Here is a 23,290-nt window from a genome sequence, read left to right as displayed (position 1 = left end):
CCGGCGGGCTGACAGTGCCCGTGAAGCCTGAAAGAGTGGCAGCGTGACTTCCTCCTACTCGGGACCGCGGCCGGACGAGGTGGCGCGTGTGACCTCCGAGGCCGCCGAGTTGCTGGAGGTCCTGTGGGGCCGGGCCTCGACCGCGCCGGTGTCCGCCTCCCAGATTCGCGTGCTGTTCATCCTGGAGCACAGCGACGGCATCAACCTGCGCATGCTCGCCGAGGCCCTCGGCTCCACACCGCCGTCGACCAGCCGGCTGTGCGACCGCCTGCAGGCGGTCGGCTTCGTCGAGCGGGCGCCCAGCGCCTCCAGCCGCCGCGAGCTGCGACTGCACCTGAGCCGTCGCGGACGGACCTTTCTGACCGAGCTGCGCGCGCGACGCGAGGCCGCGCTGCAGTCCGTGCTGGAGCAGATGCCCGCCACCAAGCGGACCGCCCTGCTGGAGGGCCTGGAGGCGTTCTGCGCCGCGGCGTCCGCGGAGATCCACGAAGGCGACGAAGCCTCCGACGCCAGGAGCGCCTGAATCCCGCCGACGCCCCGGTGCGACGCCGGGACGGGACCGGGTACGCGCCGCCGCTCGGCGACGCGGGCGGTCGTCGTTACTGACCGGCACGTTCCGCACCCCTCCCACGCTTGACTCGCCCACTCTGTTGCCTCATGACCATAGTTGTCAAACGGCAACTGTTGGGCATGCGGGTGCGGCTCGCGATCGATGAACTGCCTCTTCCGGCAGCGGCCTTCAGGCCAAAGCGGTCATCACTCCATCGTTGCGGCCGGAGGCTCGGGCTCCGGCCCCGAGTCCGCGGTGGCGAGCGCCTCCTCCACGCTCCCCACGATCGGGACGGTGATGCTGACACCGGTGAGATCCATGATCCGCCGGACGGCGGGCGTTGGGGAGATCACATACACACCCCCGGGATCTCCCGTACCTCCTGATACGCCCTCAGGACGATGTTCATGCCGGACGAGTCCATGAAGGGGACGCCGGCGATGTCCAGGATGAAATTCCGTCGGCCATGGTGCAGCTGATTCGCGAGATGGTGCTGCAACTCGGTCGCTGTATCCATGTCCAGGTCGCCCTCGACCGTGAGCAGCACGGCATCCTCCCGGGGCACTTCCACCTTGATCGACAAGGGATTCTGGGCAACGGACACAAGTACCTCCACAGGCGTTGGCGATCGTGACGGGTGCCCCGAAGGACGGATTCGATGCATCGTGGAGCGAAGAATTCCCCGCAACCGGCCTCTCGCGCCTCTCGCGGGCCCGTCGCAGGCGGTTTCGGGCATGACGCTCCTGTGCTGCACGCGTGCTGACCGTCCCGTCGATGCGTTCGGCCGCCTACCCCCGAATCTCCCCATCACACAGGGCACGTGCGAACGAGCCGTACGCCGTCACGCTTCCGGTGCCACTTCTGACTGCACTTGCGTGCAAGGGCTGGGCGGGCGGTTTGGCGGGCGGTCGACGGGTCACGCGATTGGAGAGACATCACACGATGTGGAGGAGGGAAGGGATCTCGGGCCTCCTCGCCTCTGTCAGGGAGCGTAAGGATGAGTGAGCAGTACCGGACCGATGTGACCAAGAGCTCAGCGGGCGCGGGCCGTGTGCGCCGGGGGCCGCGGAGTCCGGCGGAGGCGCGCGGCGCCGTGCGGCAGGTCCTGTCCGAACAGTCGCACGCTCGCCGCGCCGCCTGCGAGCCGGACACCCTCTCGGACGCGCTGCTGGTGGCGTCGGAGCTGACGACCAACGCGATGCTGCATGGCGGCGGCGTCACCGGCTTCGACGTCGAGGTCGTCGGCGAAGACCTGTATCTGTCCGTCAGCGACCGCGAGCGCCGCCGGCCGGTCGCCCTCGAACCGGTCGACCACCAGGGCCGCCACCGTTGCGGCGGCCGCGGCTGGCCGATCGTCTGCAGGCTGTCCCGCACGGTGCTGGTCTCCGACCTCCCGACGGGCGGCAAGCGCGTCACCGCGGTGCTGCCGCTACCGACGGAGTGCCGGGAGCGGGTCACCGGGGGCTGACGTGGCTGGTCGGCTTGCCGACCTGATCGGACGCGGCGCGGGCCCGCTCGGGGGCCGACACGACGAGGCTGCCGCTGCCGACGGGGTCGGCCGGGGGACGCGGCGGACTGGCCCGTGTGGGGACGGAGGGGAACGGTGGGTCGGTGCGATGAGGCCGGTGGCCCGACGGGACTGACCGGTGGGCCGGTGGGCCGGTGCGGCGAGGCCGGTGGGCCGAGCGGACAGAACTGTAGGTCAGTGCGATGAGGCCGGTCGGCCGACGGGACTGACCGGTGGGCCGGGTGCGGAGAGGCCGACGGGCCGACGGGACGTATTAGTGGCCAGCGTCAAGCAGCCCGGTGGGCCGGCGAGAGAGGCCGGTGGCCGGCGCGGAGGGGCCGGTCGGCCGACGGGACTGACCGTTGGCCCGGCGCGAAGAGGCCGACGGGTCAACAGGACTAGCCACAGGCTGGCTTCACGAGCCCGGTGGGTCGGCGAGAGAGACCAGTGGTCAGCGCGGAGGGCGGCGGGTCAGCGCGGTCGGGATCGGGCGACAGGGCCCGACACGGGCGGGTCGGCTTGCCGATCTGATCACACGGGCCGCGGGTGTTGGGCCGGCGCAGGAGTGGATGCCGCTGCCGACGGGGACTGGCCGGGCGCCGACGCGGACAGGTCGGTGGGCCGACGGAACAGACCAGTGGTCAGCGCGATGAGGCCGTGGGCCAACGGGACAGACCGACCGGGTGGGCCGGCGTGAAAAGAGACCGGGGCACCAGGCCGAGGGCCGACAAGCCCGCGCGGGCTGTCGGCCCCCGTTTACTGAGGTCACTCAGGCGAATCGGCCGCCGCCCAGGCTGGGCGGCGGCCGGCAGCCTCAATTCAGGAAGCCTCAGGTCAGGCGACCCCGGGCTCCAACAGCCCCACGCGCAGTTGCTTGATGATGCGGCTGATGAGGCGTGAGACGTGCATCTGGGAGACGCCGATCTGATCGGCGATCTGCGCCTGGGTGAGCTCCTCGACGAAGCGCAGATGGATGATCCGGCGCTCCCGCTCGTCCAGCCCGGCGATCAGGGGTGCCAACGAGTGGAAGTCCTCGACGAGTTCCAGCGAGGGGTCCTCCTCGCCCAGCAGGTCGGCGAGAACGGACTCGCCGTTCTCGCCGTCGGAGGTGACGGCCGCGTCGAGGGAGGCGGACTGGTAGCAGTTGGAGGCCTTGCGGGCCTCGATCACCTCTTCCTCGGAGAGGGACATCAGCTCCGAGAGTTCGCGGGTGGTCGGCACGCGGCCCAGCCGGGAACTGAGTTCCTCGGTCGCCTTCGCCAGCTCCGCACGCGCCTCCTGCAACCGGCGCGGCACATGAACCGCCCAGCTCGTGTCACGGAAGAACCGCTTGATCTCGCCGACGATGTACGGGACCGCGAACGTCGTGAACTCGACCTCCCGAGCGATCTCGAACCGGTCGATGGCCTTGATCAGCCCAATGGTCCCGACCTGGACCACGTCCTCCAAGGAGTCCCCACGCGTGCGGAACCGCGAAGCCGCGTACCGCACGAGCGAAAGGTTCATCTCAATAAGCGTGTTACGTACGTACTGGTATTCGTGCGTGCCTTCTTCCAGCATGACCAGTCGGTCGAAGAACTGACGCGACAACTGACGTGCGTCCCGAGGGCTCACCCTCGTCGGATCCTCGACCAGCGGCAGCGCCGCCCCCTGCGTCGTGACCGTCTCCTGTGCCGTGGCCGTTGCCTGCGCCACCGTCACGGCTGCCATGCTGCCCTCCCGATCGCCGGAACTGTTGTCGTCTCGTCGCGTGCCCGAGTTCGCGCGTCTCACTCCTCCTCTGTCGTGCGGATCGCCGCACGAAGGCGGGTTCTGGCGTGAAGTCGCCCTTGAGAAGGGACGTTCCGGCCAGCGCGTCCGGGGATGTACCGGATCGCCACCGTCGCTCCGCCTCCGACGTCGGTATCGCACAGCTCTTCCATGTCCGCTCGTTTGCGTGGGGAGTTGCGGGGCATGCGGATTTTCGTGCTTCGGAACAGAGGCGCCACGGTGCGACAGATGTGACCGCTCCAGGGCCTTCGTGCCCCCTGCACCGTTTCCCACAGAGATTCCCTGAGAACGTCCGTTCAGGAGCTGTTCCTCATGCTGGTTGAAACGTCCGCACATGGTTCCGACATCCCTGCCCGTCCCCGCGTGTCCGGCGGACGCGTCCACGACGACGCTCCCGACACCGCGGCCGATTTCACCCGTCTTGCCGCTCTGCCCGAAGGGCCCGAGCGCGACGCCGTACGCGACGAACTGGCCCGGGCATGGCTGCCCATGGCCCACCGCATCGCCGGCCGCTTCCGCAACCGCGGTGAGTCGCTGGAGGATCTGCGCCAGGTCGCGGCGCTCGGGCTGGTGAAGGCGATAGACCGGTTCGAGCCGGGACGAGGGGCCTTCGAGAGCTACGCGGTGCCCACCATCACGGGTGAGATCAAGCGGCACTTCCGCGACCGGATGTGGGCCCTCAGGGTCCCCCGTCGCGTCCAGGAGCTGCGCAACAAGGTACGGATCGCGCGCCGCGACCTCATCACGACCTCGGGCGGCTCCACGCCCTCGGTCGCCGAGATCGCCACCCAGGCGGGGCTGACCGAAGAAGAGGTCAAGGCAGGGCTGGAGGCGTTGGACAGCTTCAGCACCCTGTCCCTCGACGCCGAGATGTCCTCGAGCGACGACGGTTTCAGCCTCGCCGACACGATCGGCAGCAACGAGGAGGCGTACGACGTCGTCATCGACCGGGAGGCGGTGAAGGAGGGGCTGCGGCGGCTTCCCGAGCGCGAGCGCGCCATCCTGTACATGCGGTTCTTCGAGGACATGACGCAGAGCCGTATCGCCGATCAGCTGGGGATCTCCCAGATGCATGTCTCCCGTCTCATCAGCCGGTGCTGCGCGCAGGTGCGGGAAGAGGCCCTCGACCGAGGGAACCGGTCCTGACGCCACGGCCGCGACGACCGGAGCGCGCCCGTGCGTGCGTGCGACGCAGAGTCGGCCCCTGCTCCCGAGGCATTCCATTGCCCGTTGCTTTCCATGCAGGCCCGACCGCCCCGCTCGGCGGCGGGCACCACGATCACTTCATCGATCACTTCATCCAGGAGCGGATACCCATGCTGATGCCCCATCCGGCGATGCTGCGCAGGCTCGTCGAGGAGTACGAGGCGCTCGGGGCCCACGACAGCGACCTCGAGGCCGGCGCCGGTCGGCGTGACCTGCGCGCACAGGACCTGGCCTACACGCTGTGCGTGTCGACCGGCACCCGCGAGGTGGGACAGGCCCTGGAGGTGGCCCGCCGCATGCTCGCCGCCGCGCACGACCCCGTCACGGCACACGTGAAGCGACGCGTGATCACGGCGGGCCTGGACGAGCCTTCGGCGGCTCCGGGGCCGGCGGTGGTCGGCTGAGATGCACCAGTGGGACACGGCCCGGAGCGGCAAAGGAGAGGGAAGCGATGTGAGCACCGACAGAATCTGGTCGTACCGTCCCGGGAGGGGTCACCAGGAGGGACGGACTCTCACGGGGTTCAAGGTCGAGGCGGCCGACGGTGTCGTCGGCCACGTGGACCGCCAGGCCGACGACACTCCCCTGCGCCACCTGATCGTCGACACGGGCGTATGGGTTTTCGGCAGGAGCCTGCTGATCCCCGCGGGGATGATCACCGGCATCGACATGGCGGCCCGGCTGGTCACCGTGGAGTGCACCCGTGAGGAGGCCAAGGCGGCTCCCCGTTTCAGCACGGACCGCGAGACGCTCGATCCCGAGTACCTGTCCGCCGTCGGTGCGTACTACGCCACTTTGCGCCATGATTCGGGCGAGTCCGGGTAGCAGACCGGCAGGAAACAGGGTGGCAAGAACACGGTCGGACGACGAGGAGCGGAGACAACGACGTGCGAGGAATGGTGAAGTGACGGGAGCCGCAGTCTTCTTGGTGCGCGCCTGTGATGCTCAGGGAGTGACGAGCATTCCGCAGGCCACGTACGAGCAGCCGTGAAGCCGATGGAGCGCCGTCCGGCCGGGGACGTCGGGACCGCGCCCGCCAGGCCGGTCCCGATCACCAGCGCGGCGGCGGCGCGGAGCTATGTGCGGTCGATCGTGGCGGACGGATGGCGCGCGCCGTCCGGCCCTGCCGGTGAGCGGACCGTCACGGATCTTCTTCTGGTGGTGTCGGAACTGGTCACCAACGCGATCCGGCACGGCGGCGGCCTCGCCGGGTTCGAGGTGGCCCTGCTGCCCGATGCCGTGAGCCTGAGCGTGCACGACTACAGCGACGCCGTGCCCTCCGCGGCCTACGGGCCCGGCACGCTGCCGCTCGTGCACGAGGGCAGCGGATACGGGTGGCCGCTGATCATCCGCCTGACCCGCGAGATCCGCATCGCGCGCCGCCGGGAGGGCGGCAAGACGGTCAGCGTGCTGGTGCCCCTGACGTGAGGGGCCGAGGTGAGAGACCGCCCGCCGAGGCGGGCCCCTCACCAGGGCAGGAACGCGTGCACGTCCTTGCCGTCGTCCCGCACCACCACGCTCACCTGATCGCACAGCGTGTGGATCAGGTACCAGCCGATGCCGCCGCCCGTGCCGTTGCCCGGGTGGAACGGACGCGGCTCCGGTGGCGTGGTGCTCGTGTCACTGAACGTCACATGCACACCGTCGAAGGTCTTACGCATCACCAGCCGCAGCGGTCCCGGTGCGTACTGGATCGCATTGGCCGCCAGCTCGCTGACGACCAGCAGGATGTCGTCCCGGTACTCGGGCGTCGTCGGCGAGACCGACCGCGCGAGCGTGGTCAGGAACTCCTCCGCGCTGAGGCGGGCTCTCGTCACATCACCAAATCCCCCGTCAAACGTTGCCTCCCAGTCCTCGATCTCTTCGGACGACGGTTTCTTCCCGCCCCCGCGCGATTCGGTCGCCATCACACCTTCTTCGGCCCGCTGTGGTCGGCCGCGTGACTTTGTCGTGCAGCTTTCTCACCGCTGCTGGTTCCCAGGCTGAGCACGGATACGCGTACGGAACGGTAGGAGCCGACGGGACATCGCGGAAGAGGGAGGCCACAGGGCCTCCTGCGCCGGCTCTGAATGCGGCCTGCCTCGACTTGATAGGCAAGTGGCGACTTGCCTATGCTGGGGGTGTGGCCGACGACCTTTTCAAAGCCTTGGCCGACCCCACCCGCCGCACGATTCTCGACGAGCTCACGGAGAAATCCGGGCAGACACTGTTCGAGATCTGCGCGCGGCTGAGCATGAAGCATCAGCTCGGCATCTCGCGTCAGGGGGTCTCCCAGCACCTGGCCGTGCTGGAGGCCGCCGGACTCGTCGAGACCAGGCGGGAGGGCCGCTACAAGTTCCACGACCTGAACACGGCCCCGCTGCGGCAGATCACCGAGCGATGGTTCGTGCCCGACACATCCGGACCCGAGGAGAGCACCCCATGAAGATCCACCTGACCAGCGTCTTCGTCGACGACCAGGCCAAGGCCGAGCACTTCTACACCGAGATCCTCGGCTTCGTGAAGAAGCACGACGTCCCGGTGGGCGAGAAGGACCGCTGGCTGACCGTCGTCTCACCCGACGAGCCGGGCGGCACCGAACTCCTCCTGGAGCCCGCCGGCCACCCGGCCGTGAAGGCCTACCGCGACGCCCTCGTCCAGGACGGCATCCCTCTCGCCCAGTTCGCCGTCGACGACGTCCAGGCGGAGTACGACCGCCTACGCAACCTCGGCGTCCGCTTCACCCAGGAACCCCTGGACATGGGCCCCGTCACCACCGCAGTCCTGGACGACACCTGCGGCAACCTGATCCAGATCGCCACGGAGCCACAGTAGGGATGCGGCACAACTGCCCATGCTGCCGTCGGCTGTTAGCTTCTGACTGACGTGGCGTCGCAGCTGGGGGGCGGACGGGCATGCAGGAGCGGAGTCCGGCGGAGCGCATCGCCCGGTTGCGGCGGCGGATCGACGCCTACGAGAGCGGCGCGGGGGCAGCCGTCGTGCTCGAGCCCCAGGCCCTCGACGACGCCTACGCGGTGCTCGGCCTCCTCGACGGGCCCGAGGTGGACCTGGCGACAGCGGAGGTGCCGGCCTGGTTCTTCTGGTACCGGCAGCGGGAGAGCTCCGACCCGGAAGACGCCCAGCAGGCTGCCTGGGCCGCCGTACGGCTCTTCGTGCTCATCCATGAGGGCGTACCGGACGCGGCGACCCCACCGGAGCTCGACCGGATGCTCGCCGTTCACGACGCCGCTCTGGCCCTGGATCCCGTCGAGGCCCGTGAGCTGGTCGACTGGGCCGTCGCGGCGCCCCAGCCCGAACCGCTGTACGGGGCGTTGGAGGTACTCGAAGCGGCACAGGACATCGCCGGGCGGACTCCGGGGGCGCCCGACGAGCCCGACTTCCAGTTCCTGTACGGGCATCTGCTGCGTACCAAGTTCGAGCGTGAAGGCGTACGGGAGGATCTCCTTGACGCGCTCACGGCGTTGCGGGCGGCGACCTCGCGCCCGCCGCTGGACGCCGAAAGGCGCGGCGTGTGGTTCGCGAACCTGGGGCACGCCCTGATGCTCGCCTACCAGTACGCCTACGAGGACTCCCTGGCGGCGGCGTTGTCGGCTCTGCGTACGGCACTGACCGGTCTGCCACCGGATTCCCGGGAGCGGCTCATCTGTCTGCAGAACCTCGGCTCGGCGCTGCTGCTCGGCAACGAGTGGGGCGAGGCAGCGGCCGTTCTCAGGGAAGCCGAGTCCGCCGCGCCGGACGGGAGCGTCACCCAGGCGGAGATCCGCAGCAACCTCGGGCAGGCGCTCTTCGCGCGCTACGAGGCGCACGGCAGAAAAGACGATCTGATGGCGGCCCTTCAGGCGCTGCAGGCAGCGCACGGCGCCGAGTTACCCGAGCCGTACGGCGTCAGGGTGCGGGCCGCGAGTGCGCCGATGGTCGGTTTCGCTCTGCTCGCCCGGGCGTGCGGTCTCGGAGCAGCCACCGAGGCGGCTGCTGAGCTGGACGCCGCGGAGGAGGTGGTGGGGGGCGCCCTGCGGGAGGCCGCTGCTGATGGCGACCGCTCGGCGGGAGCGAGCGACCTGGGCAGCGGCCGGGCCGACACCGGTGACCTGAGCGGTAGCCCTGCGCAGCCGACCGGCCCTGACATGCGGGGACGCGCTCTCACGCCGAACCGGCAGATCGCCCAGCTTCTCCACGTGCGCGCCCGGATCCGCTACGAGCGTCACAGGCTCACAGGGGACGGAGCCGATCTCGACGGAGCGGTGCAGGACTCCGAGCACGCACTCGGCTCGGCCGCGCTCTCCCCTTCGCACCGGGCGGTGGCGCAGCATGTGCTGGGCAGCGCCCTGCGGGACCGGTTCGTGCTGGGCGGCGTCCTCGCGGACATCGACCGGGCCGTCGCACTGGCCCGTGAGTGCCTCACGATCGACGGGGGCAACGAGCCGTCCCCGACCGCACGGCTGCACCTGCTCGCCGACGCCCTTGTCCGCCGCGGCCAGAGCACAGGCGCCCGGACCGATCTGGACGAAGCCGTCGCCCTGTGCACCGAGGGCACGGCCGCCGCGCCGGGCACAGGGCTGCCCGAACTGCTGGCCGTCCAGGGCAGCGCCCTGCACAGCCGTGCCCTGGTGGCCGGAGACAACGTCGATTTGGACGCCGCGATTGCCGTGTACCGCAGGGCGATCGACTCGGCGTACGGCCTTGACGCGGGCCCGCCCGACACGGACCGCACACGGCCGGGCCCCGACCTGAACCCCGCGCGGTCGGGTCTGTGCCTCGCCCTGGAGCACCGGTTCGAGCGCTTCGGCGCACGCTCCGACATCGACGAGGCGGTCGCTCTTGCCGAGGCCACCGTGCGGGACATCCGGACGCGCGACCGATGCGTCGCCCTGAACCTGCACACCATCGCCCTGCGCAACCGATACGTCCGCTACCGCGACCCCGCCGACCTGGACGCCGCAGTCGAGGCCGGGGTCGCCGCCGTCGAGGTGACCCCACCGGGGCACTACCAGCGCGCGGCCCATCTCTCCAACCTGGGCCTGACGCTCTTCGAACGGTTCGAGGCGACCCAGGACATGGCCGACATCGACGCGGCTGTCGACACGTTGCACGCGGCCGTGGACGCCCTGCCGCACGGCCACGCGCACCGCCCCGGCCTGCTGACGAACTGGGCGCTCGCCCTGGCGCAGCGCCATGAGCGCACCGCCCGGTGGCAGGACGCGGAGCAGGCGATCGAAGCGGTCGGGAACGCACTCGACTCGGTTGCCGAAGACCATCCCGACCGCGCCGCCCAGCAGTACCTCCTGGCCGGACTGTTGCGCGCGCGGGCAGCCTCCCGCTGGTCGGCCGAGCGCGCCGCCGAGGACCTGGCCGCCGCTGACGAAGCCCTGCGAGCGGCGGCGGCCACACCGGGGGCGGCGCCGAGCGTGCGCATGGCGGCCCTGCGCCTGAGCGCCGAGGCCCAGTCGGACCCGGCAGCGGCGCTCGAACGCTACGAACAGGCAGTGAACTGCGTGCAGTTGCTCGCCTGGCACGGGCTGAGCAGACGCGACCGCCAGGACCATCTGAGCGCCGTCGACTCGCTCACCCAGGACGCCGCGGCGGCCGCGCTCGACGCCGGCCGCCCGGAGCGCGCGGTCGAACTCCTCGAACACGGCCGCTCCGTACTGTGGAACCACGCCCTGGACACCGGCGCCGACCTGTGGGAACTGCACACCACGGCACCTCGACTCGCGGAGAGGGTGGAGGCGTTGCGCACCCAGCTGCGGCTGCTCGATGTGCCGGACGCGGTGGTACAGCGACCCGGCGACGCCTTCACCTCCCGGACAACGGGCCCACAGGCGGACCGGGGTATCGCCCTGGGGCACGAGTGGGACGCGCTGATCGCCACGATCCGCAGGGATCTGCCGGGCTTCGCGGACTTCATGCGGCCACCCGGGTTCGAGGGCCTGCGCGCGGCGGCAGCCGAAGGCGCCGTGGTCCTGCTCAATGTCTCCAAACGCCGCAGCGACGCCCTCCTGCTGACCTCCGACGACCTGAGGATCGTCCCGCTCCCGCAGCTCTCCCCCGGCCTCGCGGAGCAGCAGATGGCCTGGTACCTGTCGGCCCTGCTGTACTACGACGAGCCCGAGATGACCCTCGAGAAGCACACCATGCTCGAGGAGTCCATCGCGCTCACACTGAGCTGGCTGTGGCAGTCGGTCGCCGAACCCGTCCTGGCAGCGCTGGGTCACGCCGACTCCCCGTCCCGCGAGGGCCGTTGGCCTCGGATCTGGTGGTGCCCCACGGGCTCGCTCGCCTTCCTGCCCCTGCATGCGGCGGGCCTGCACCTGCCCGCTCCCGTGGCGGATGCGTGTGTGCACGACCGTGTCGTCTCCTCGTACACCCCGACCCTCCGGGCGCTGATCCGCAGCCGCGCCCAGGCTCCCGCGCGGGGCGAGCGCAGGCGCATGCTGATGGTGACGATGCCCGAGACCCCGGGCCGCAGGTCCCTCCCCAACGCGGCATACGACACGGAGCAGATCAGCGAGTCCTTCGCCGGCAGGTGCACGGTGCGCTCCGGCGCTGCGGCCACCCGGGAGACGGTGCTCGCCGACCTCGCCACGCACGCGTGGGCACACTTCTCGTGCCACGGCGATCAGGAGCGCGGCGACCCGTCGCGCAGCGGCCTGCATCTGCACGACGGCTGTCTGACGGTCGCCGACCTCGCACAACTGAGACTGGAGCAGGCCGAGTTCGCCATGCTGTCGAGTTGCAAGACCGCGGTGAGCGGCTTCATGCTGCCCGACGAGGCGATCCATCCCGCCGCGGCGCTGCAGGTCGCCGGCTACCGGCACGTCCTGGCCACGATGTGGAGCGTCAACGACCGCATCGCGGGGGAGATTGTCGACGGCGTGTACGAAACTCTCGTGCGCGAGGGCGAGTTGGCGGCCGAGGACTGTGCGACGGCCCTGCACCACGCGGTGCGGGAGTTGCGGGCAAAGCCCCGGATGCCGCTGGTGGGCTGGACACCCTTCATCCACCACGGACCGTAGGAGGCACCATGGCAGACGACGAAACCGGGCCGCGGCCGAAACGCAGACGCCCGCCGCTGGACGACGGCGAAACAGTGATCGTGTACGGCGACAACAGGGGCGGACAGGCCGTCGCGCCGGGCAGCACGGTCCCGACCCCGGTCTCCCAGCGCCCCGCGGCCCCGCCGAGCGCGCTGCCGCAGCAGCCGGACGCCGCGGCCGCCGAACCGGACGGGCAGGAGGACTAGCGCCCCCATGCCCAGCACCTTCCTCGGTCTGGTCCTGCTCGTGGTGTGTCTCGTGCCGGGTTTCGTGTACGCCGCGGCCCGCGACACCGTGCTGCCCGAGCGGACCTCGTCGGCGTTTCGCGAGACCACCCGGGTGGTCCTGGCGAGCCTGGCCCTCGACGCCCTCGCCCTCGCGGTCTTCGGCGCGCTGCGTGCGACGGCGCCCGGCATCACTCCGGACGTGGGGCGTCTGGTCCGCGAGGGCTGGGGCTACGCACGGGACCACTATCTGGCGCTGGCCTGGTGGTCGCTGGCAGTCCTGGCGATCGCGGCCGCGTTGGGGGCGGGCGCGGCCCGGCTGCTGCCACGCGGCGCCGGGCCCGTCACCGTGGAGTCGTCATGGTGGCTTCTGCTCGGGCGCTACCCCGCCGAGGCCGGTGCCAAGTCCGTGTACGTCGGTTGCGAACTGCAGGACGGCTCGTATCTCGGCGGCACGCTGAAGCACTTCGCTCACCAGGCGGAGGAGACCGGGGACCGCGAACTGGCCCTGGTCGCCCCGCTCGAACACCGCCCACAGCCCGGACAGCCCGTACGGCCTCTCACCGGGCATCAGTTGGTGTCGGTGAGCGCCCGGCAGATCAAGTTCCTGACCGTCACGTATCTCGACCACGTTCCGACCGACGCACCGCGGCCCGAGCCGCGAGGGGAGAGCACAGCATGAGCGAGTTTCCCTACGCCTTCCACGTCGAGCTCCACCGCACCTTCGGACTGCGCCTGGAACCGGGGCCGGTCGTGGGTCCCGACCCCGTCGAAGCCGCTCTGTCCGGCCACCGCCTGGGCATACGGCTGCGCCCCACGGGACCTGATCAGGCCTCGATCGTGGGACTTGCCGCGGAGATCACCGACCGGTTGCCGCCGACCACGCGCAGCGTGATGACCGACGACGTCCTGGAGCCCTGGGAGCCGGACCTCGCCCTGCTTCTCGACGCCGACCCGCCCGAACTACGGATGCTGCCGAGCGCGCCGCCCCTGTCCAGCACCGAGCCCATCCACTCCCTCGACCTGGCACCCGTCACCGCCGACCTCCGCGTCACCCGCTGGCTGCTGCGCGTCCAGATCAACTGCGCGGGAGAGCTCTACGAGCATGTGCATCCGCTGTACGCGACGGCCACCACGAACATGCTGGAGATCGTCGGCGGCCGAAGGAGTCCGATGCCGCCCGACCAGGTCGCGCCGACCCACTGGCACGGGCCGGACCATCGTTCTGCCCGGTGAGGGGATCAGCCTTAGTCAGCCGACCCGTGCGACGATGGTCCGCGCGCACACCAGGGCCTCGGTGTGCGTGGTGTCGACCTCCAGGTCATAGCTGACCCCTTCGTGCACCACGTCCGCCTGTAGTACGGCCATCCCCTGGACCCGGTCTCCGCGTGCGACCTCACGCCCGCGGCGACCGCGCTGTCACTCCTGACGCCGACCCACAGCACGGCGAGGCCGCTCAGCGCCTTCTGCCACCGCTGCTGGGACGCCGCCCCGCCGAGGAAGACGTCGTCGACGATGACCCCGGCGCCCGCACGGGCCATCGCGGCGACCCCCTCGGTCCAGGCCGCGTCCAGCGCCCGGAAGTCGGCCCCGACGCTGACCCCGCCATCCGGCGCGAACATGATCCCCTCGTCCGCCCCCTGCATCCTCGCGGGCAGGGCGGCAACGAACGAGTCGACCCCGAACGCCAGCCACGGATCCGGCAGTACGGCCTGGAGACACCGTACGATCCCGGACTTCCCCGAGCTGGAACCGCCGTTCAGCACGATCACCTGTGTAGTCACCGCGCCACACTAGGGCGCTTCCCACCCTGCCTCGATGGATTTTCCCGCTGCCCGCCCCCGGCGAAGAACGCGGCGAGCGGCAGAATCGCCGCGCCGACCGTGACCGCGTCCGGGCCGAGGCCCCCCAGGTCGATGGAGACGCGTTCGGCCGGATGGCGCAGGGCGTAGGCGGATGCGTGGCGGCGTATGGCGGGCAGGATGCGGGGGCCCAGCTGGAGTGCCGCCCAGCCGCCGATGAGGATGCGTTCGGGCTGGAAGAGGTTGATCAGGTCGGACAGGCCGGCGCCCAGGTACTCGGCGGCCTCCTCGAGGACGGCGAGGGCCGCCGGGTCGGCGTCGGCGCCATCGGCGGGGTGGGCCGCGGCGAGCATCGCCGTCAGTGCGGTCTCCTCGTCGGTGCCCTCCGGTGGGTGGCCGCCCTCCTCGCGCCAGCGGTCGAGGAGCGCCTCCGCGCCCGCGTAGGCGTCCAGGCAGCCAAGGGCCCCGCAACGGCAGCGGCGCCCCCTGACCCGCACGGTCAGATGCCCCCACTCGACGGACCGGCCCTGCTCCACCTCCTGCGTGACGAGGCAGGCGCCGACGCCGGAGCCGAACAGGACGACCACCGCGCTGCGGGCGCCGCGGCCGGCACCGAACCACATCTCGGCGTGGCCGAGGGCCCGGGCACCGTTGTCGGTGAAGTACGGCACGGAGTCGGGGAGTTCACATGTCGAGCGGAGCAGGGATTCGAGCGGTACGGCGTCCCAGCCGATCGTCTGTCCGTGGACCACGGCGCCCAGCTCAGGGGTGCGGGCGACGATGCCGGGGACGCCGATGCCCACGCCCAGGAGCTGATCGGCGGCGATGTCCGTCACGGCGAGGACCTCGGTGATGCCGTCGCGGATGTGGCCGACGACGACCTCGACGTCGTAGCCCTGGCGCTCCAGCGGGCGTTCGGTGCGGGCGAGTTCGGTGAGGGTGAGGTCGAAGAGCTCGACGCGTACGCGGGTCTCGCCGACGTCGACGCCGATCATGTGCCCGCCGGCGGGGGCAACGCGCAGCAGGGTACGGGGGCGGCCGCCGTCGGACTCGACGGTTCCGGCCTCCTCGACGAGGCCGTCGGCGACGAGTTCCGCGACCACGTTGCTGATGGAACCGCCACTCAGGCCGGTGGCCGGGGCCAGTTCGAAGCGGCTCAACGGGCCGTCGAAATACAACCGTTGCAGTACGACGGTGCGATTGCCCCGTCGCAGGTCACGCACTGTCCGCCCGTTCCGCCCTGCCATGTGGGTCCCTTCCGACGCGCCCGAACAGCAACATACCGCCGCGCGATCTCTTGACGCGCCCTTCCTTCGGGTCTTAAATCACGCTCTAAATTAACCCATGAGCGGCGTTCGGGAAGTGAACGCTCGCGTTGGGTATCCCTCCGGAAAGGGACGCCTGAGCCATGCGCAGAATCCGAGCCGCGGCCGTCGGTGCCGTCACCGTTTCCCTGCTGACCGCCGTGACCGCCTGCGGTGGCGGCTCGTCGACGGGCGGCGGGTCCAACGACTCACCGAAAACGCTCACCTACTGGGCCTCCAACCAGGGCGCCAGCATCGAGGTCGACAAGAAGGTCCTCCAGCCCGAACTCGACAAGTTCGAGAAGCAGACCGGGATCGAGGTGAAGCTGGAGGTCATCCCCTGGTCGGACCTGCTGAACCGGATCCTCACCGCCACCACCTCGGGCCAGGGCCCCGACGTCCTCAACATCGGCAACACCTGGAGTGCCTCCCTCCAGGCGACCGGCGCACTTCTGCCGTGGGACGAGAAGAACTTCACCGCGATCGGCGGCAAGGACCGCTTCGTCGACTCCGCGCTCGGCTCGACCGGCGCGCAGGGCCAGGACCCGGCGGCCGTACCGCTGTACTCGATGGCGTACGCGCTCTACTACAACAAGAAGCTGTTCGCCGACGCGGGCATAGCCAAGCCCCCGGCCACCTGGGACGACCTCGTCGCCGCGGGCAAGAAGCTGTCGGGGGACGGCAAGTGGGGCCTGGGCGCCGAGGGTTCGAACCCGTCGGAGAACATCCACCACGTCTTCGTCTTCGCCAAGCAGCACGGTGCCGACTTCTTCACCGCCGACGGCAAGCCCGACTTCGCCAATGACGGCGCGGTCGATGCGATCAAGCAGTACGTCGACCTGATGGCCAAGGACAAGGTCATCGCGCCGGGCAACGCCGAGTACGCCCAGAACCAGTCGGTCAGCGACTTCGCCAAGGGCAAGTCCGCGATGCTGCTGTGGCAGAGCGCGTCCGCCAACCTCGAGTCCCAGGGCATGAGCGCGGACGCCTACGGTGTCGCCCCCGTTCCGGTGCAGTCCGGGGCTCCCGGGACCGACAAGCAGATCAACTCCATCGTGGCCGGCATCAACCTCGCCGTGTTCAAGAACACCGACAACGTCGACGGCGCCAAGAAGTTCGTGAAGTTCATGACCAGCGACGAGGAACAGAAGGTCCTGAACACCGCGTTCAGCTCCATCCCGCCGGTGAAGGGCGCCCAGTCGGACGCCACCTTCAACGCCGGGGCCAACGCCGTCCTGAAGGACACCCTCGCCCAGAGCGCCGCCGCGATGCCGCAGGTCGCCGACGAGTCCCAGTTCGAGACGGCTGTCGGAACGGCCGTGAAGGACCTGTTCGCCGACGCGGCCGCCGGGCGTCCGGTCACCACCGACTCGGTGAAGGCGGCGCTCGAGAAGGCCCAGCAGCAGATGCCGACGAAGTGAGCACGATGACGACCGCTGCTCCCGCAGAGGCGGCCCCGCACAAGAGTTCGTCCGGGTCGGCGGAGCAAAAGCCCCGCTTCCGCCGCCCCGGGCGGATCCGCCGTGTCGCACTGCCGTATCTGCTGCTCCTGCCGGCCCTGATCCTCGAACTCCTGGTCCATCTGGTGCCGATGGTGATGGGCATCGTGATGAGCTTCAAGGAGCTCACGCAGTTCTACATCCGCGACTGGGGCACCGCGCCCTGGACGGGCCTGTCCAACTACGAGGTGTCGGTGGACTTCGACGCCCCCGTGGGCGAGGCGCTGCTGCACTCCTTCTTCGTGACCGTCGCCTTCACCCTGCTGTCGGTGGGCCTGTGCTGGCTGATCGGTACGGCGGCGGCGATCTACATGCAGGACACCTTCCGCGGCCGGGGCCTGCTGCGCGCCCTGTTCCTGGTGCCGTACGCGCTGCCCGTGTACGCGGCGGTCATCACCTGGGTGTTCATGTTCCAGCACGACAACGGGCTGGTGAACCACGTCCTGCACGACCAGCTGGGCCTGACCGACAAGCCGTCCTTCTGGCTCATCGGCGACAACAGCTTCGTCGCGCTGCTGGTCGTGTCGGTGTGGAAGGGCTGGCCGTTCGCCTTCCTCATCGTCATGGCCGGTCTGCAGAACATCCCGAAGGAGCAGTACGAGGCCGCGTCCCTCGACGGGGCCGGCATGTGGCAGCAGATCCGCCGGATCACCCTGCCCTCGTTGCGCCCGGTCAACCAGGTCCTGGTGCTCGTGCTGTTCCTGTGGACGTTCAACGACTTCAACACGCCGTTCGTCCTGTTCGGCAGGACCGCTCCGCAGGCCGCGGACCTCATCTCGGTCCACATCTACCAGGCGTCGTTCGTCACCTGGAACTTCGGCACCGGTTCCGCCATGTCCGTCCTGCTGCTGCTCTTCCTGCTCGTGGTGACGGGCGTCTACCTCCTGCTGACCTCCCGAGGAAGGAAGACGGCCGATGTCTAGCACCTCCCGGGCGCTCCGCTCGCCGATGGCTCCGCCACGGTCCTACTACTGGTCCCGGCGGATCTTCCTCACCCTGCTCACCGGGTTCGTCCTGGTGCCGGTCTACGTCATGGTGTCCAGCTCGCTGAAGCCGCTCGCCGATGTCTCCGGGGAGTTCCGCTGGCTGCCGAGCGAGCTGACGATCCGGCCGTACATCGACATCTGGTCGACCATCCCGCTGGCCCGGTACTTCGTGAACTCGCTGATCGTGGCGGGCGCGGCGACCGTCTGCTCGGTGGTGATCGCGGTGTTCGCGGCCTACGCGGTCAGCCGCCACAACTTCCGGGGCAAGCGCGTCTTCACGGTCACCGTGCTGTCCACGCAGATGTTCCCCGGCATCCTCTTCCTGCTGCCCCTGTTCCTGATCTACGTCAACATCGGCAACGCCACCGGCATCGCGCTGTTCGGCTCGCGCGGCGGTCTGATCCTGACGTATCTGACCTTCTCGCTGCCGTTCTCGATCTGGATGCTGATCGGGTATCTCGACTCGGTGCCGCGTGACTTGGACGAGGCCGCGATGGTGGACGGCTGCGGGCCGCTCGGGGCGCTGTTCCGGGTCGTCGTGCCGGCGGCGATCCCGGGCATCGTCGCGGTCGCCGTGTACGCCTTCATGACCGCCTGGGGCGAGGTGCTGTTCGCCTCGGTGATGACCAACGACACCACCCGCACCCTGGCCGTCGGCCTCCAGGGCTACTCCACGCTCAACAACGTCTACTGGAACCAGATCATGGCCGCCTCGCTGGTCGTCAGCGTGCCCGTGGTCGTCGGGTTCCTGCTGCTGCAGCGCTATCTCGTGGCCGGACTGACGGCGGGAGCCGTCAAGTGACCGGCGCAGCCGTCTCCGACTCCCCTGCCTCCGACTCCCCTGCCTCCGACTTCGCTGTCTCCGACTTCGCTGTCTCCGAAAGGAATTCCGTGACCATCGACCTTGCCGCACTCCCCGAGGACTTCCTGTGGGGCACGGCCACGTCGGCCTACCAGATCGAGGGAGCCGTCGCCGAGGACGGCCGCTCACCCTCGATCTGGGACACGTTCTCGCACACTCCCGGCAAGATCGACAACGACGACCACGGCGACGTCGCCTGCGACCACTACCACCGCTGGCCCGAGGACATCGCGCTGATGCGCCGACTGGGCACCAACGCCTACCGGTTGTCGATCGCCTGGCCGCGCGTGGTGCCGGGCGGCGACGGCCCGGTCAACGCGAAGGGCCTCGACTTCTACGACGCGTTGATCGACGGCCTGCTGGACGCGGGCATCACTCCGTCCGTCACCCTCTACCACTGGGATCTGCCGCAGGCGCTCCAGGACCGGGGCGGCTGGCCGGCCCGCGACACCGCCCAGCACTTCGGCTCGTACGCGGCGGTCGTCGCCGAGCGTCTCGGCGACCGCGTCCAGCACTGGACCACGCTCAACGAGCCGCTGTGCTCCGCCTGGATCGGCCACCTGGAAGGCAAGATGGCGCCCGGCCTGACCGACCTCTCGACAGCCGTCCACGCCTCCTACCATCTCCTCCTCGGCCACGGCCTGGCAGCGCAGGCGATCCGGGCGGCGGCACCGGGCGCGCAGGTCGGCATCGTCAACAACCTGTCCGCCGTCGAGGCCGCCACCGAGCGCCCCGAGGACCTCACGGCGGCCCGGCGCCAGGACGGTCACACCAACCGCTGGTGGCTGGACCCGGTCCACGGCCGCGGCTTCCCCAAGGACATGCGCGAGGTCTACGCCGCCGCGGCCGGCGTCGAACTCCCGGAACAGCCGGGGGACCTGGAGACCATCGCGCAGCCCCTGGACTGGCTGGGCCTCAACTACTACTTCTCCTCCACCGTCACCGACGACCCCACCGGACCGGCCCCGCACGTCCGCACGATCCGCCGTCCCGGCGTACCCCGCACGGGCATGGACTGGGAGATCGACGCGTCCGGCATCGAGCGCCTTCTGCTCCGGCTGACGCAGGACTACGGCGCCCGCAAGCTGTACGTCACGGAGAACGGCTCGGCCTACCCCGATGTCGTACGCCCCGACGGGACGGTGCACGACCCTGAGCGCCAGGAGTACCTGACCGGCCACCTCGCGGCGTGCGCGTCCGCCGCCCGCAAGGGCGCCCCGCTGGCCGGCTACTTCGCGTGGTCGCTGCTGGACAACTTCGAGTGGGCGTACGGCTACGACAAGCGCTTCGGTCTGGTCCATGTCGACTACCCCACCCAGGCCCGCACCATCAAGGGCAGCGGCCACCGGTACGCGGACATCATCCGGGCGCATGCGGAAAGGGCACGCAACGCCGCCTAGCAGGCCGGGCGGCCCCTCGGTCGTACGGGGAGGTCGAGGGGTGGTCACCCAAAGGGATTGCAGTTGGGCGAACGTCGCCGGTCTGCTGCTGTGGCTCGGGGGCCTCGCCGTCGTGTACGTCGGGCTGTCCTTCCGCTTCGGTGCGCGGGCCGGTGAGCGGGCCTCCGTGACGGTCTCGCACCGTCTCAGGACCGAGCTGATCGGCCGCGTCCTCGCTCCCGAAGGAGGCGCGGACGACGGCCGGTTGCCGGGCGAGCTGGCGAACACCGCCACGGAGGACGCCCGCCGGGTCGGTGCCGTCACGATGGCCCTCGTCGTCGGCGTGGCCGCCGCGACCGGCCTGACGGTCGGTGCCGTCGTGCTGCTGCGCGTGTCGCCGGCTCTCGGCCTTCTCGTCCTGCTGGGCACTCCCCTGCTGTGGCTGGTGCACCTGCTGAGCAAGCACCGCTGGAGCGGCGCAGCGAGACGCAGCAGGAGCGTGCGGCGTGGGCATCGGGCGTCGCGGCGGACCTGGTGGCCGGACTGCGCGTCCTCAAGGGCATCGGCGCCGAGCAGGCGGCCGTCGCCCGCTACCGGCGCGTCAGCCGCAACTCGCTCACCGCCACCTTGCGCGCGGCACGCGCCGAGGCGTGGCAGAGCGGGGTCGTCACCATGCTCACCGGCGCACTTCCCCCACGAAGCCCGCCCAGGATCTGCGGCACCTCGCGCCGCCGTCATGACCTCCGCCACGAGCTGCGCTTTCAGATCCGAGTACGCCAGCAGAGTCGACGCCCTCCGAGCGGCCTCCCGTTTCGCGGCTGCATATCGGGCCATGACGTCCGGATGAGCGATCAGATAGTCCCGGAAGAGCAGGTTGTCGACCCACAATCGCCCCTGCCGCTCGACCACATGGACATTGGCCGACAGTCCGGAACGCCGGCGCAGATACTGGCGCCCGGGGACACCGGCCTCCCCCAGACACTCAAAGCCCAGCCGCTCGATGCGGGCGACCGCAACCTCGATTCCGCCGGCCGGGCAGCCGACCTGAACGTCGATGACCGGCTTGGCCTCAAGTCCTGGAACGGCAGTGGATCCGATGTGCGCCACATCCACGGGCAGTCCCCGCAGAGCTGCCGAGACGTCCCGGACCAGCGCCCGCCCCTGACCTTCCCAGGCCGGATCAGGAGCGACGACGTGGATCGGTTCGTCGAGGTCAGCCACACCACCACGCTATCGGCGCCGGTGTCGCCACTGCCCGACCACCACCGCACGAGTTGAGACGATACGCATCGTCTTGCTATAGTGGCCCCATGCGCTTCTTCTTCTTTCTCTGAGTCCGGGCACGGCCGATGCCGCCGTTTCTGCTGCCCGTAGACACTTCGCATACCCAGGGAAAGTCACATGCGCGAACGCGCCCACACCGTTGCCCCCACTGCCGTGGCACAGCTGTCCGTCAACGGCGTCACCAAGTCCTACGGCACCCGCACCGTCCTCGACCAGGTCACCTTCACCGTCCGCCCCGGCGAGAAAGCCGCCGTCGTCGGCGAGAACGGCTCCGGCAAGTCCACCCTCCTGCGACTGCTGGCCGGATCCGAGGGGCCGGACGCCGGGGAGGTCACCGTCAGCTTCCCCGGTGGCGTCGGCCACCTCACCCAGACCCTCGACCTCGATGCCGACTGCACCGTGCAGGACGCGGTCGACCTCGCCCTTGCCGAACTGCGTGACATGGAGCGCCGCCTGCGCGAGGCGGAGGGGAGCCTCGGCGAGGCATCGCCCGACGAACTCGCCACGTACGGCGAACTGCTGACGGCTTACCAGGAACGCGGCGGATACGAGGCGGACGCCCGCGTCGACGCCGCCATGCACGGGGTCGGGGTCGCCGGGATCACCCGTGACCGCGTGCTCGGCTCACTCTCCGGCGGCGAACAGTCACGGCTCGCGCTCGCCTGCGTACTGGCCGCCGCGCCCGAGCTGCTGCTCCTGGACGAGCCGACGAACCACCTCGACGCGACGGGCGTCCACTGGCTCGAGGAACACCTGCGCGCACACCGCGGCACCGTCGTCGCGGTCACCCACGACCGTGGCTTCCTCGAACGCATCGCCACCACGATCCTCGAAGTCGACCGGGATGCGCACACCGTGCACCGGTACGGCGACGGCTGGACCGGCTACCGCACCGCGAAGGCCGCCGCCCGTCGCCGCGCGGAGCAGGAGTACGCGGACTGGGTCGAGGAAGTGGCCCGTACCGAGGAGCTCGTCGACGCCGCCGGCAAGCGGCTCGCCGGCACCGGCAAGGACCCCCGCCAGGGTTTCGGCAAGCACCGCCGCTCGCACGAGGCCAAGCTCGGCGGGCAGGTCCGTGCGGCCCGGGAACGGCTGGCCCACCTACGGCGCAACCCGGTCGCGGCGCCCCCGGAACCGCTGCGGTTCAGGGCGGCCCTGTCGGCGGCGGGCGGCGGGTATTGCGTCGAGCACCCACTCGCCGCACTCGACGACGTGGTGGTCGGCGAGCGGCTGAGCCTGGACGGGACGCTGACGATCGCGCCGGGGCAGCGACTGCTCGTCACCGGCGAGAACGGGGCGGGCAAGACGACACTGCTGCGCGTCCTGGCCGGCGACCTGGAGCCGGATGCGGGCGCGGCACTCCGCCCCGCGCGGATCGGGTACCTCGCGCAGGAACTGCCCGCGCGCTCCACACGGCTCCCGCTGCTCGCCGCCTTCGCGGCCGGACGGCCCGGCCTGCCCGACGAGTACGCCGAACCGCTCCTGGCCCTCGGCCTGTTCCGTGAGGATGACCTGCACACCCCGGTGGCCGCGCTGTCGGCGGGCCAGCAACGGCGACTGCAGATCGCGATCCTGGTGACCCGGCCCGCGGACCTGCTCGTACTCGACGAACCGACGAACCACATCGCGCTCGACCTGATCGAGGACCTGGAGGCGGCGCTGGCGGCGTACCCGGGAGCGGTGGTCGCCGTCTCGCACGACCGCGGCTTCCGCGAGCGGTTCGCCGGGGAACGGTTGGCGCTGCGGGGCGGCCGCAGATACTGAGCGCGCCCTCCCCTCCCCGCCCCCGCGAGCTTTGTCATGTGTGTATCTAGACCTCTGGGGTTCGCTGGTTCACGGTGGTGCCTCCTGTGCGCCCTACGGCCTGGAGGTACACCGCGGTG

20 protein-coding genes and 4 pseudogenes are annotated in these 23,290 nt (G+C 70.3%); 18 read left to right on the top strand and 6 right to left on the bottom strand.

The window, feature by feature from the left end:
- The first annotated feature begins 43 nt into the window (after positions 1 to 43).
- Entirely contained in the window at positions 44 to 523 is a 480-nt protein-coding gene (locus OHO27_RS41220) for a MarR family winged helix-turn-helix transcriptional regulator (protein WP_328430017.1), read from the top strand.
- 233 nt (positions 524 to 756) lie between these two features.
- Here OHO27_RS41220 and OHO27_RS41215 read toward each other — a convergent pair.
- A pseudogene (locus tag OHO27_RS41215) lies at positions 757 to 1,154 on the bottom strand (STAS domain-containing protein).
- Between the two features lie 393 nt (positions 1,155 to 1,547).
- Here OHO27_RS41215 and OHO27_RS41210 point away from each other — a divergent pair.
- Positions 1,548 to 2,018: an ATP-binding protein gene (locus OHO27_RS41210; protein WP_328430016.1), complete on the top strand. Its 471-nt coding sequence runs from the start codon at positions 1,548 to 1,550 to the stop codon at positions 2,016 to 2,018.
- 873 nt (positions 2,019 to 2,891) lie between these two features.
- Here OHO27_RS41210 and OHO27_RS41205 read toward each other — a convergent pair.
- Positions 2,892 to 3,767: an RNA polymerase sigma factor SigF gene (locus OHO27_RS41205; RefSeq protein ID WP_328430015.1), complete on the bottom strand. Its 876-nt coding sequence runs from the start codon at positions 3,765 to 3,767 to the stop codon at positions 2,892 to 2,894.
- 372 nt (positions 3,768 to 4,139) lie between these two features.
- On the opposite strand from OHO27_RS41205, the gene OHO27_RS41200 reads away from it, so the two are divergent.
- The 4 genes from OHO27_RS41200 (at position 4,140) to OHO27_RS41185 (ending at position 6,461) form a co-directional block, all read left to right on the top strand.
- On the top strand, positions 4,140 to 4,973 hold the full coding sequence (locus tag OHO27_RS41200; protein WP_328430014.1) for a SigB/SigF/SigG family RNA polymerase sigma factor: 834 nt from the start codon (positions 4,140 to 4,142) through the stop codon (positions 4,971 to 4,973).
- 170 nt (positions 4,974 to 5,143) lie between these two features.
- Positions 5,144 to 5,437 (top strand): DUF5133 domain-containing protein, encoded by a 294-nt coding sequence (locus tag OHO27_RS41195; protein ID WP_328430013.1) that lies wholly within the window; start codon positions 5,144 to 5,146, stop codon positions 5,435 to 5,437.
- Positions 5,438 to 5,486: 49 nt separating this feature from the next.
- A complete protein-coding gene (locus OHO27_RS41190; RefSeq protein ID WP_328430012.1) occupies positions 5,487 to 5,858 on the top strand; it encodes a PRC-barrel domain containing protein in 372 nt (123 codons plus the stop codon).
- Between the two features lie 171 nt (positions 5,859 to 6,029).
- Positions 6,030 to 6,461 carry an ATP-binding protein gene (locus OHO27_RS41185; protein ID WP_328430011.1) on the top strand — a complete coding sequence of 144 codons (432 nt, stop codon included), beginning with the start codon at positions 6,030 to 6,032 and terminating at the stop codon, positions 6,459 to 6,461.
- 38 nt (positions 6,462 to 6,499) lie between these two features.
- Here the strand turns inward: OHO27_RS41185 and OHO27_RS41180 are convergent, their stop codons facing one another.
- Positions 6,500 to 6,940: an ATP-binding protein gene (locus OHO27_RS41180; protein ID WP_328430010.1), complete on the bottom strand. Its 441-nt coding sequence runs from the start codon at positions 6,938 to 6,940 to the stop codon at positions 6,500 to 6,502.
- A 215-nt stretch (positions 6,941 to 7,155) separates the two neighbouring features.
- Here OHO27_RS41180 and OHO27_RS41175 point away from each other — a divergent pair, with 215 nt between their 5' ends.
- The 6 genes from OHO27_RS41175 to OHO27_RS41150 all read left to right on the top strand — a co-directional run bounded on the left by OHO27_RS41175 (position 7,156) and on the right by OHO27_RS41150 (position 13,527).
- On the top strand, positions 7,156 to 7,458 hold the full coding sequence (locus OHO27_RS41175; RefSeq protein WP_328430009.1) for an ArsR/SmtB family transcription factor: 303 nt from the start codon (positions 7,156 to 7,158) through the stop codon (positions 7,456 to 7,458).
- A complete protein-coding gene (locus tag OHO27_RS41170; protein WP_328430008.1) occupies positions 7,455 to 7,847 on the top strand; it encodes a VOC family protein in 393 nt (130 codons plus the stop codon). The genes OHO27_RS41175 and OHO27_RS41170 overlap by 4 nt, the downstream gene beginning before the upstream one ends.
- 80 nt (positions 7,848 to 7,927) lie before the next feature.
- The gene (locus tag OHO27_RS41165; protein ID WP_328430007.1) at positions 7,928 to 12,046 is read left to right on the top strand and encodes a CHAT domain-containing protein; all 4,119 of its coding nucleotides are present in this window, start codon (positions 7,928 to 7,930) and stop codon (positions 12,044 to 12,046) included.
- Positions 12,047 to 12,054: 8 nt separating this feature from the next.
- Positions 12,055 to 12,273, top strand: coding sequence for a hypothetical protein (locus OHO27_RS41160; protein ID WP_328430006.1), 219 nt, complete (start codon positions 12,055 to 12,057; stop codon positions 12,271 to 12,273).
- 7 nt (positions 12,274 to 12,280) lie between these two features.
- Positions 12,281 to 12,973 carry a DUF6338 family protein gene (locus OHO27_RS41155; RefSeq protein ID WP_328430005.1) on the top strand — a complete coding sequence of 231 codons (693 nt, stop codon included), beginning with the start codon at positions 12,281 to 12,283 and terminating at the stop codon, positions 12,971 to 12,973.
- Entirely contained in the window at positions 12,970 to 13,527 is a 558-nt protein-coding gene (locus tag OHO27_RS41150; protein WP_328430004.1) for a hypothetical protein, read from the top strand. Before OHO27_RS41155 ends, OHO27_RS41150 begins: the two co-directional genes overlap by 4 nt.
- Positions 13,528 to 13,542: 15 nt before the next feature.
- Here the strand turns inward: OHO27_RS41150 and cpt are convergent.
- Together cpt and OHO27_RS41140 are read right to left on the bottom strand one after the other, a co-directional pair.
- Positions 13,543 to 14,063, bottom strand: a pseudogene (gene cpt, locus OHO27_RS41145) (chloramphenicol phosphotransferase CPT).
- Positions 14,064 to 14,071: 8 nt separating this feature from the next.
- Positions 14,072 to 15,340 carry an ROK family transcriptional regulator gene (locus OHO27_RS41140; protein WP_328430003.1) on the bottom strand — a complete coding sequence of 423 codons (1,269 nt, stop codon included), beginning with the start codon at positions 15,338 to 15,340 and terminating at the stop codon, positions 14,072 to 14,074.
- A gap of 161 nt (positions 15,341 to 15,501) precedes the next feature.
- On the opposite strand from OHO27_RS41140, the gene OHO27_RS41135 reads away from it, so the two are divergent.
- From OHO27_RS41135 to OHO27_RS41115, 5 genes and pseudogenes are all read left to right on the top strand, one after another.
- Positions 15,502 to 16,818 (top strand): ABC transporter substrate-binding protein, encoded by a 1,317-nt coding sequence (locus OHO27_RS41135; RefSeq protein WP_328430002.1) that lies wholly within the window; start codon positions 15,502 to 15,504, stop codon positions 16,816 to 16,818.
- Between the two features lie 5 nt (positions 16,819 to 16,823).
- Positions 16,824 to 17,819 (top strand): carbohydrate ABC transporter permease, encoded by a 996-nt coding sequence (locus tag OHO27_RS41130; protein WP_328430001.1) that lies wholly within the window; start codon positions 16,824 to 16,826, stop codon positions 17,817 to 17,819.
- A gap of 25 nt (positions 17,820 to 17,844) precedes the next feature.
- Positions 17,845 to 18,684 carry a carbohydrate ABC transporter permease gene (locus OHO27_RS41125; protein ID WP_328430711.1) on the top strand — a complete coding sequence of 280 codons (840 nt, stop codon included), beginning with the start codon at positions 17,845 to 17,847 and terminating at the stop codon, positions 18,682 to 18,684.
- 89 nt (positions 18,685 to 18,773) lie between these two features.
- A complete protein-coding gene (locus OHO27_RS41120; protein ID WP_328430000.1) occupies positions 18,774 to 20,144 on the top strand; it encodes a GH1 family beta-glucosidase in 1,371 nt (456 codons plus the stop codon).
- Positions 20,044 to 20,810: pseudogene (locus tag OHO27_RS41115) on the top strand (ABC transporter transmembrane domain-containing protein); the annotation flags it as partial. The gene OHO27_RS41120 and the pseudogene OHO27_RS41115, both read left to right, overlap by 101 nt.
- Positions 20,811 to 20,918: 108 nt before the next feature.
- Here OHO27_RS41115 and OHO27_RS43315 read toward each other — a convergent pair.
- Positions 20,919 to 21,344, bottom strand: a pseudogene (locus OHO27_RS43315) (GrpB family protein); the annotation flags it as partial.
- A 180-nt stretch (positions 21,345 to 21,524) separates the two neighbouring features.
- Here OHO27_RS43315 and abc-f point away from each other — a divergent pair.
- Positions 21,525 to 23,171, top strand: a complete 1,647-nt coding sequence (gene abc-f / locus OHO27_RS41110; RefSeq protein ID WP_328429999.1) for a ribosomal protection-like ABC-F family protein — start codon at positions 21,525 to 21,527, stop codon at positions 23,169 to 23,171.
- Positions 23,172 to 23,290 lie beyond the last annotated feature (119 nt).

It is taken from the genome of Streptomyces sp. NBC_00443 (assembly GCF_036014175.1).
Taxonomy (GTDB): Bacteria; Actinomycetota; Actinomycetes; order Streptomycetales; family Streptomycetaceae; genus Streptomyces.
This window is presented reverse-complemented; position numbering and strand designations above follow the sequence as displayed.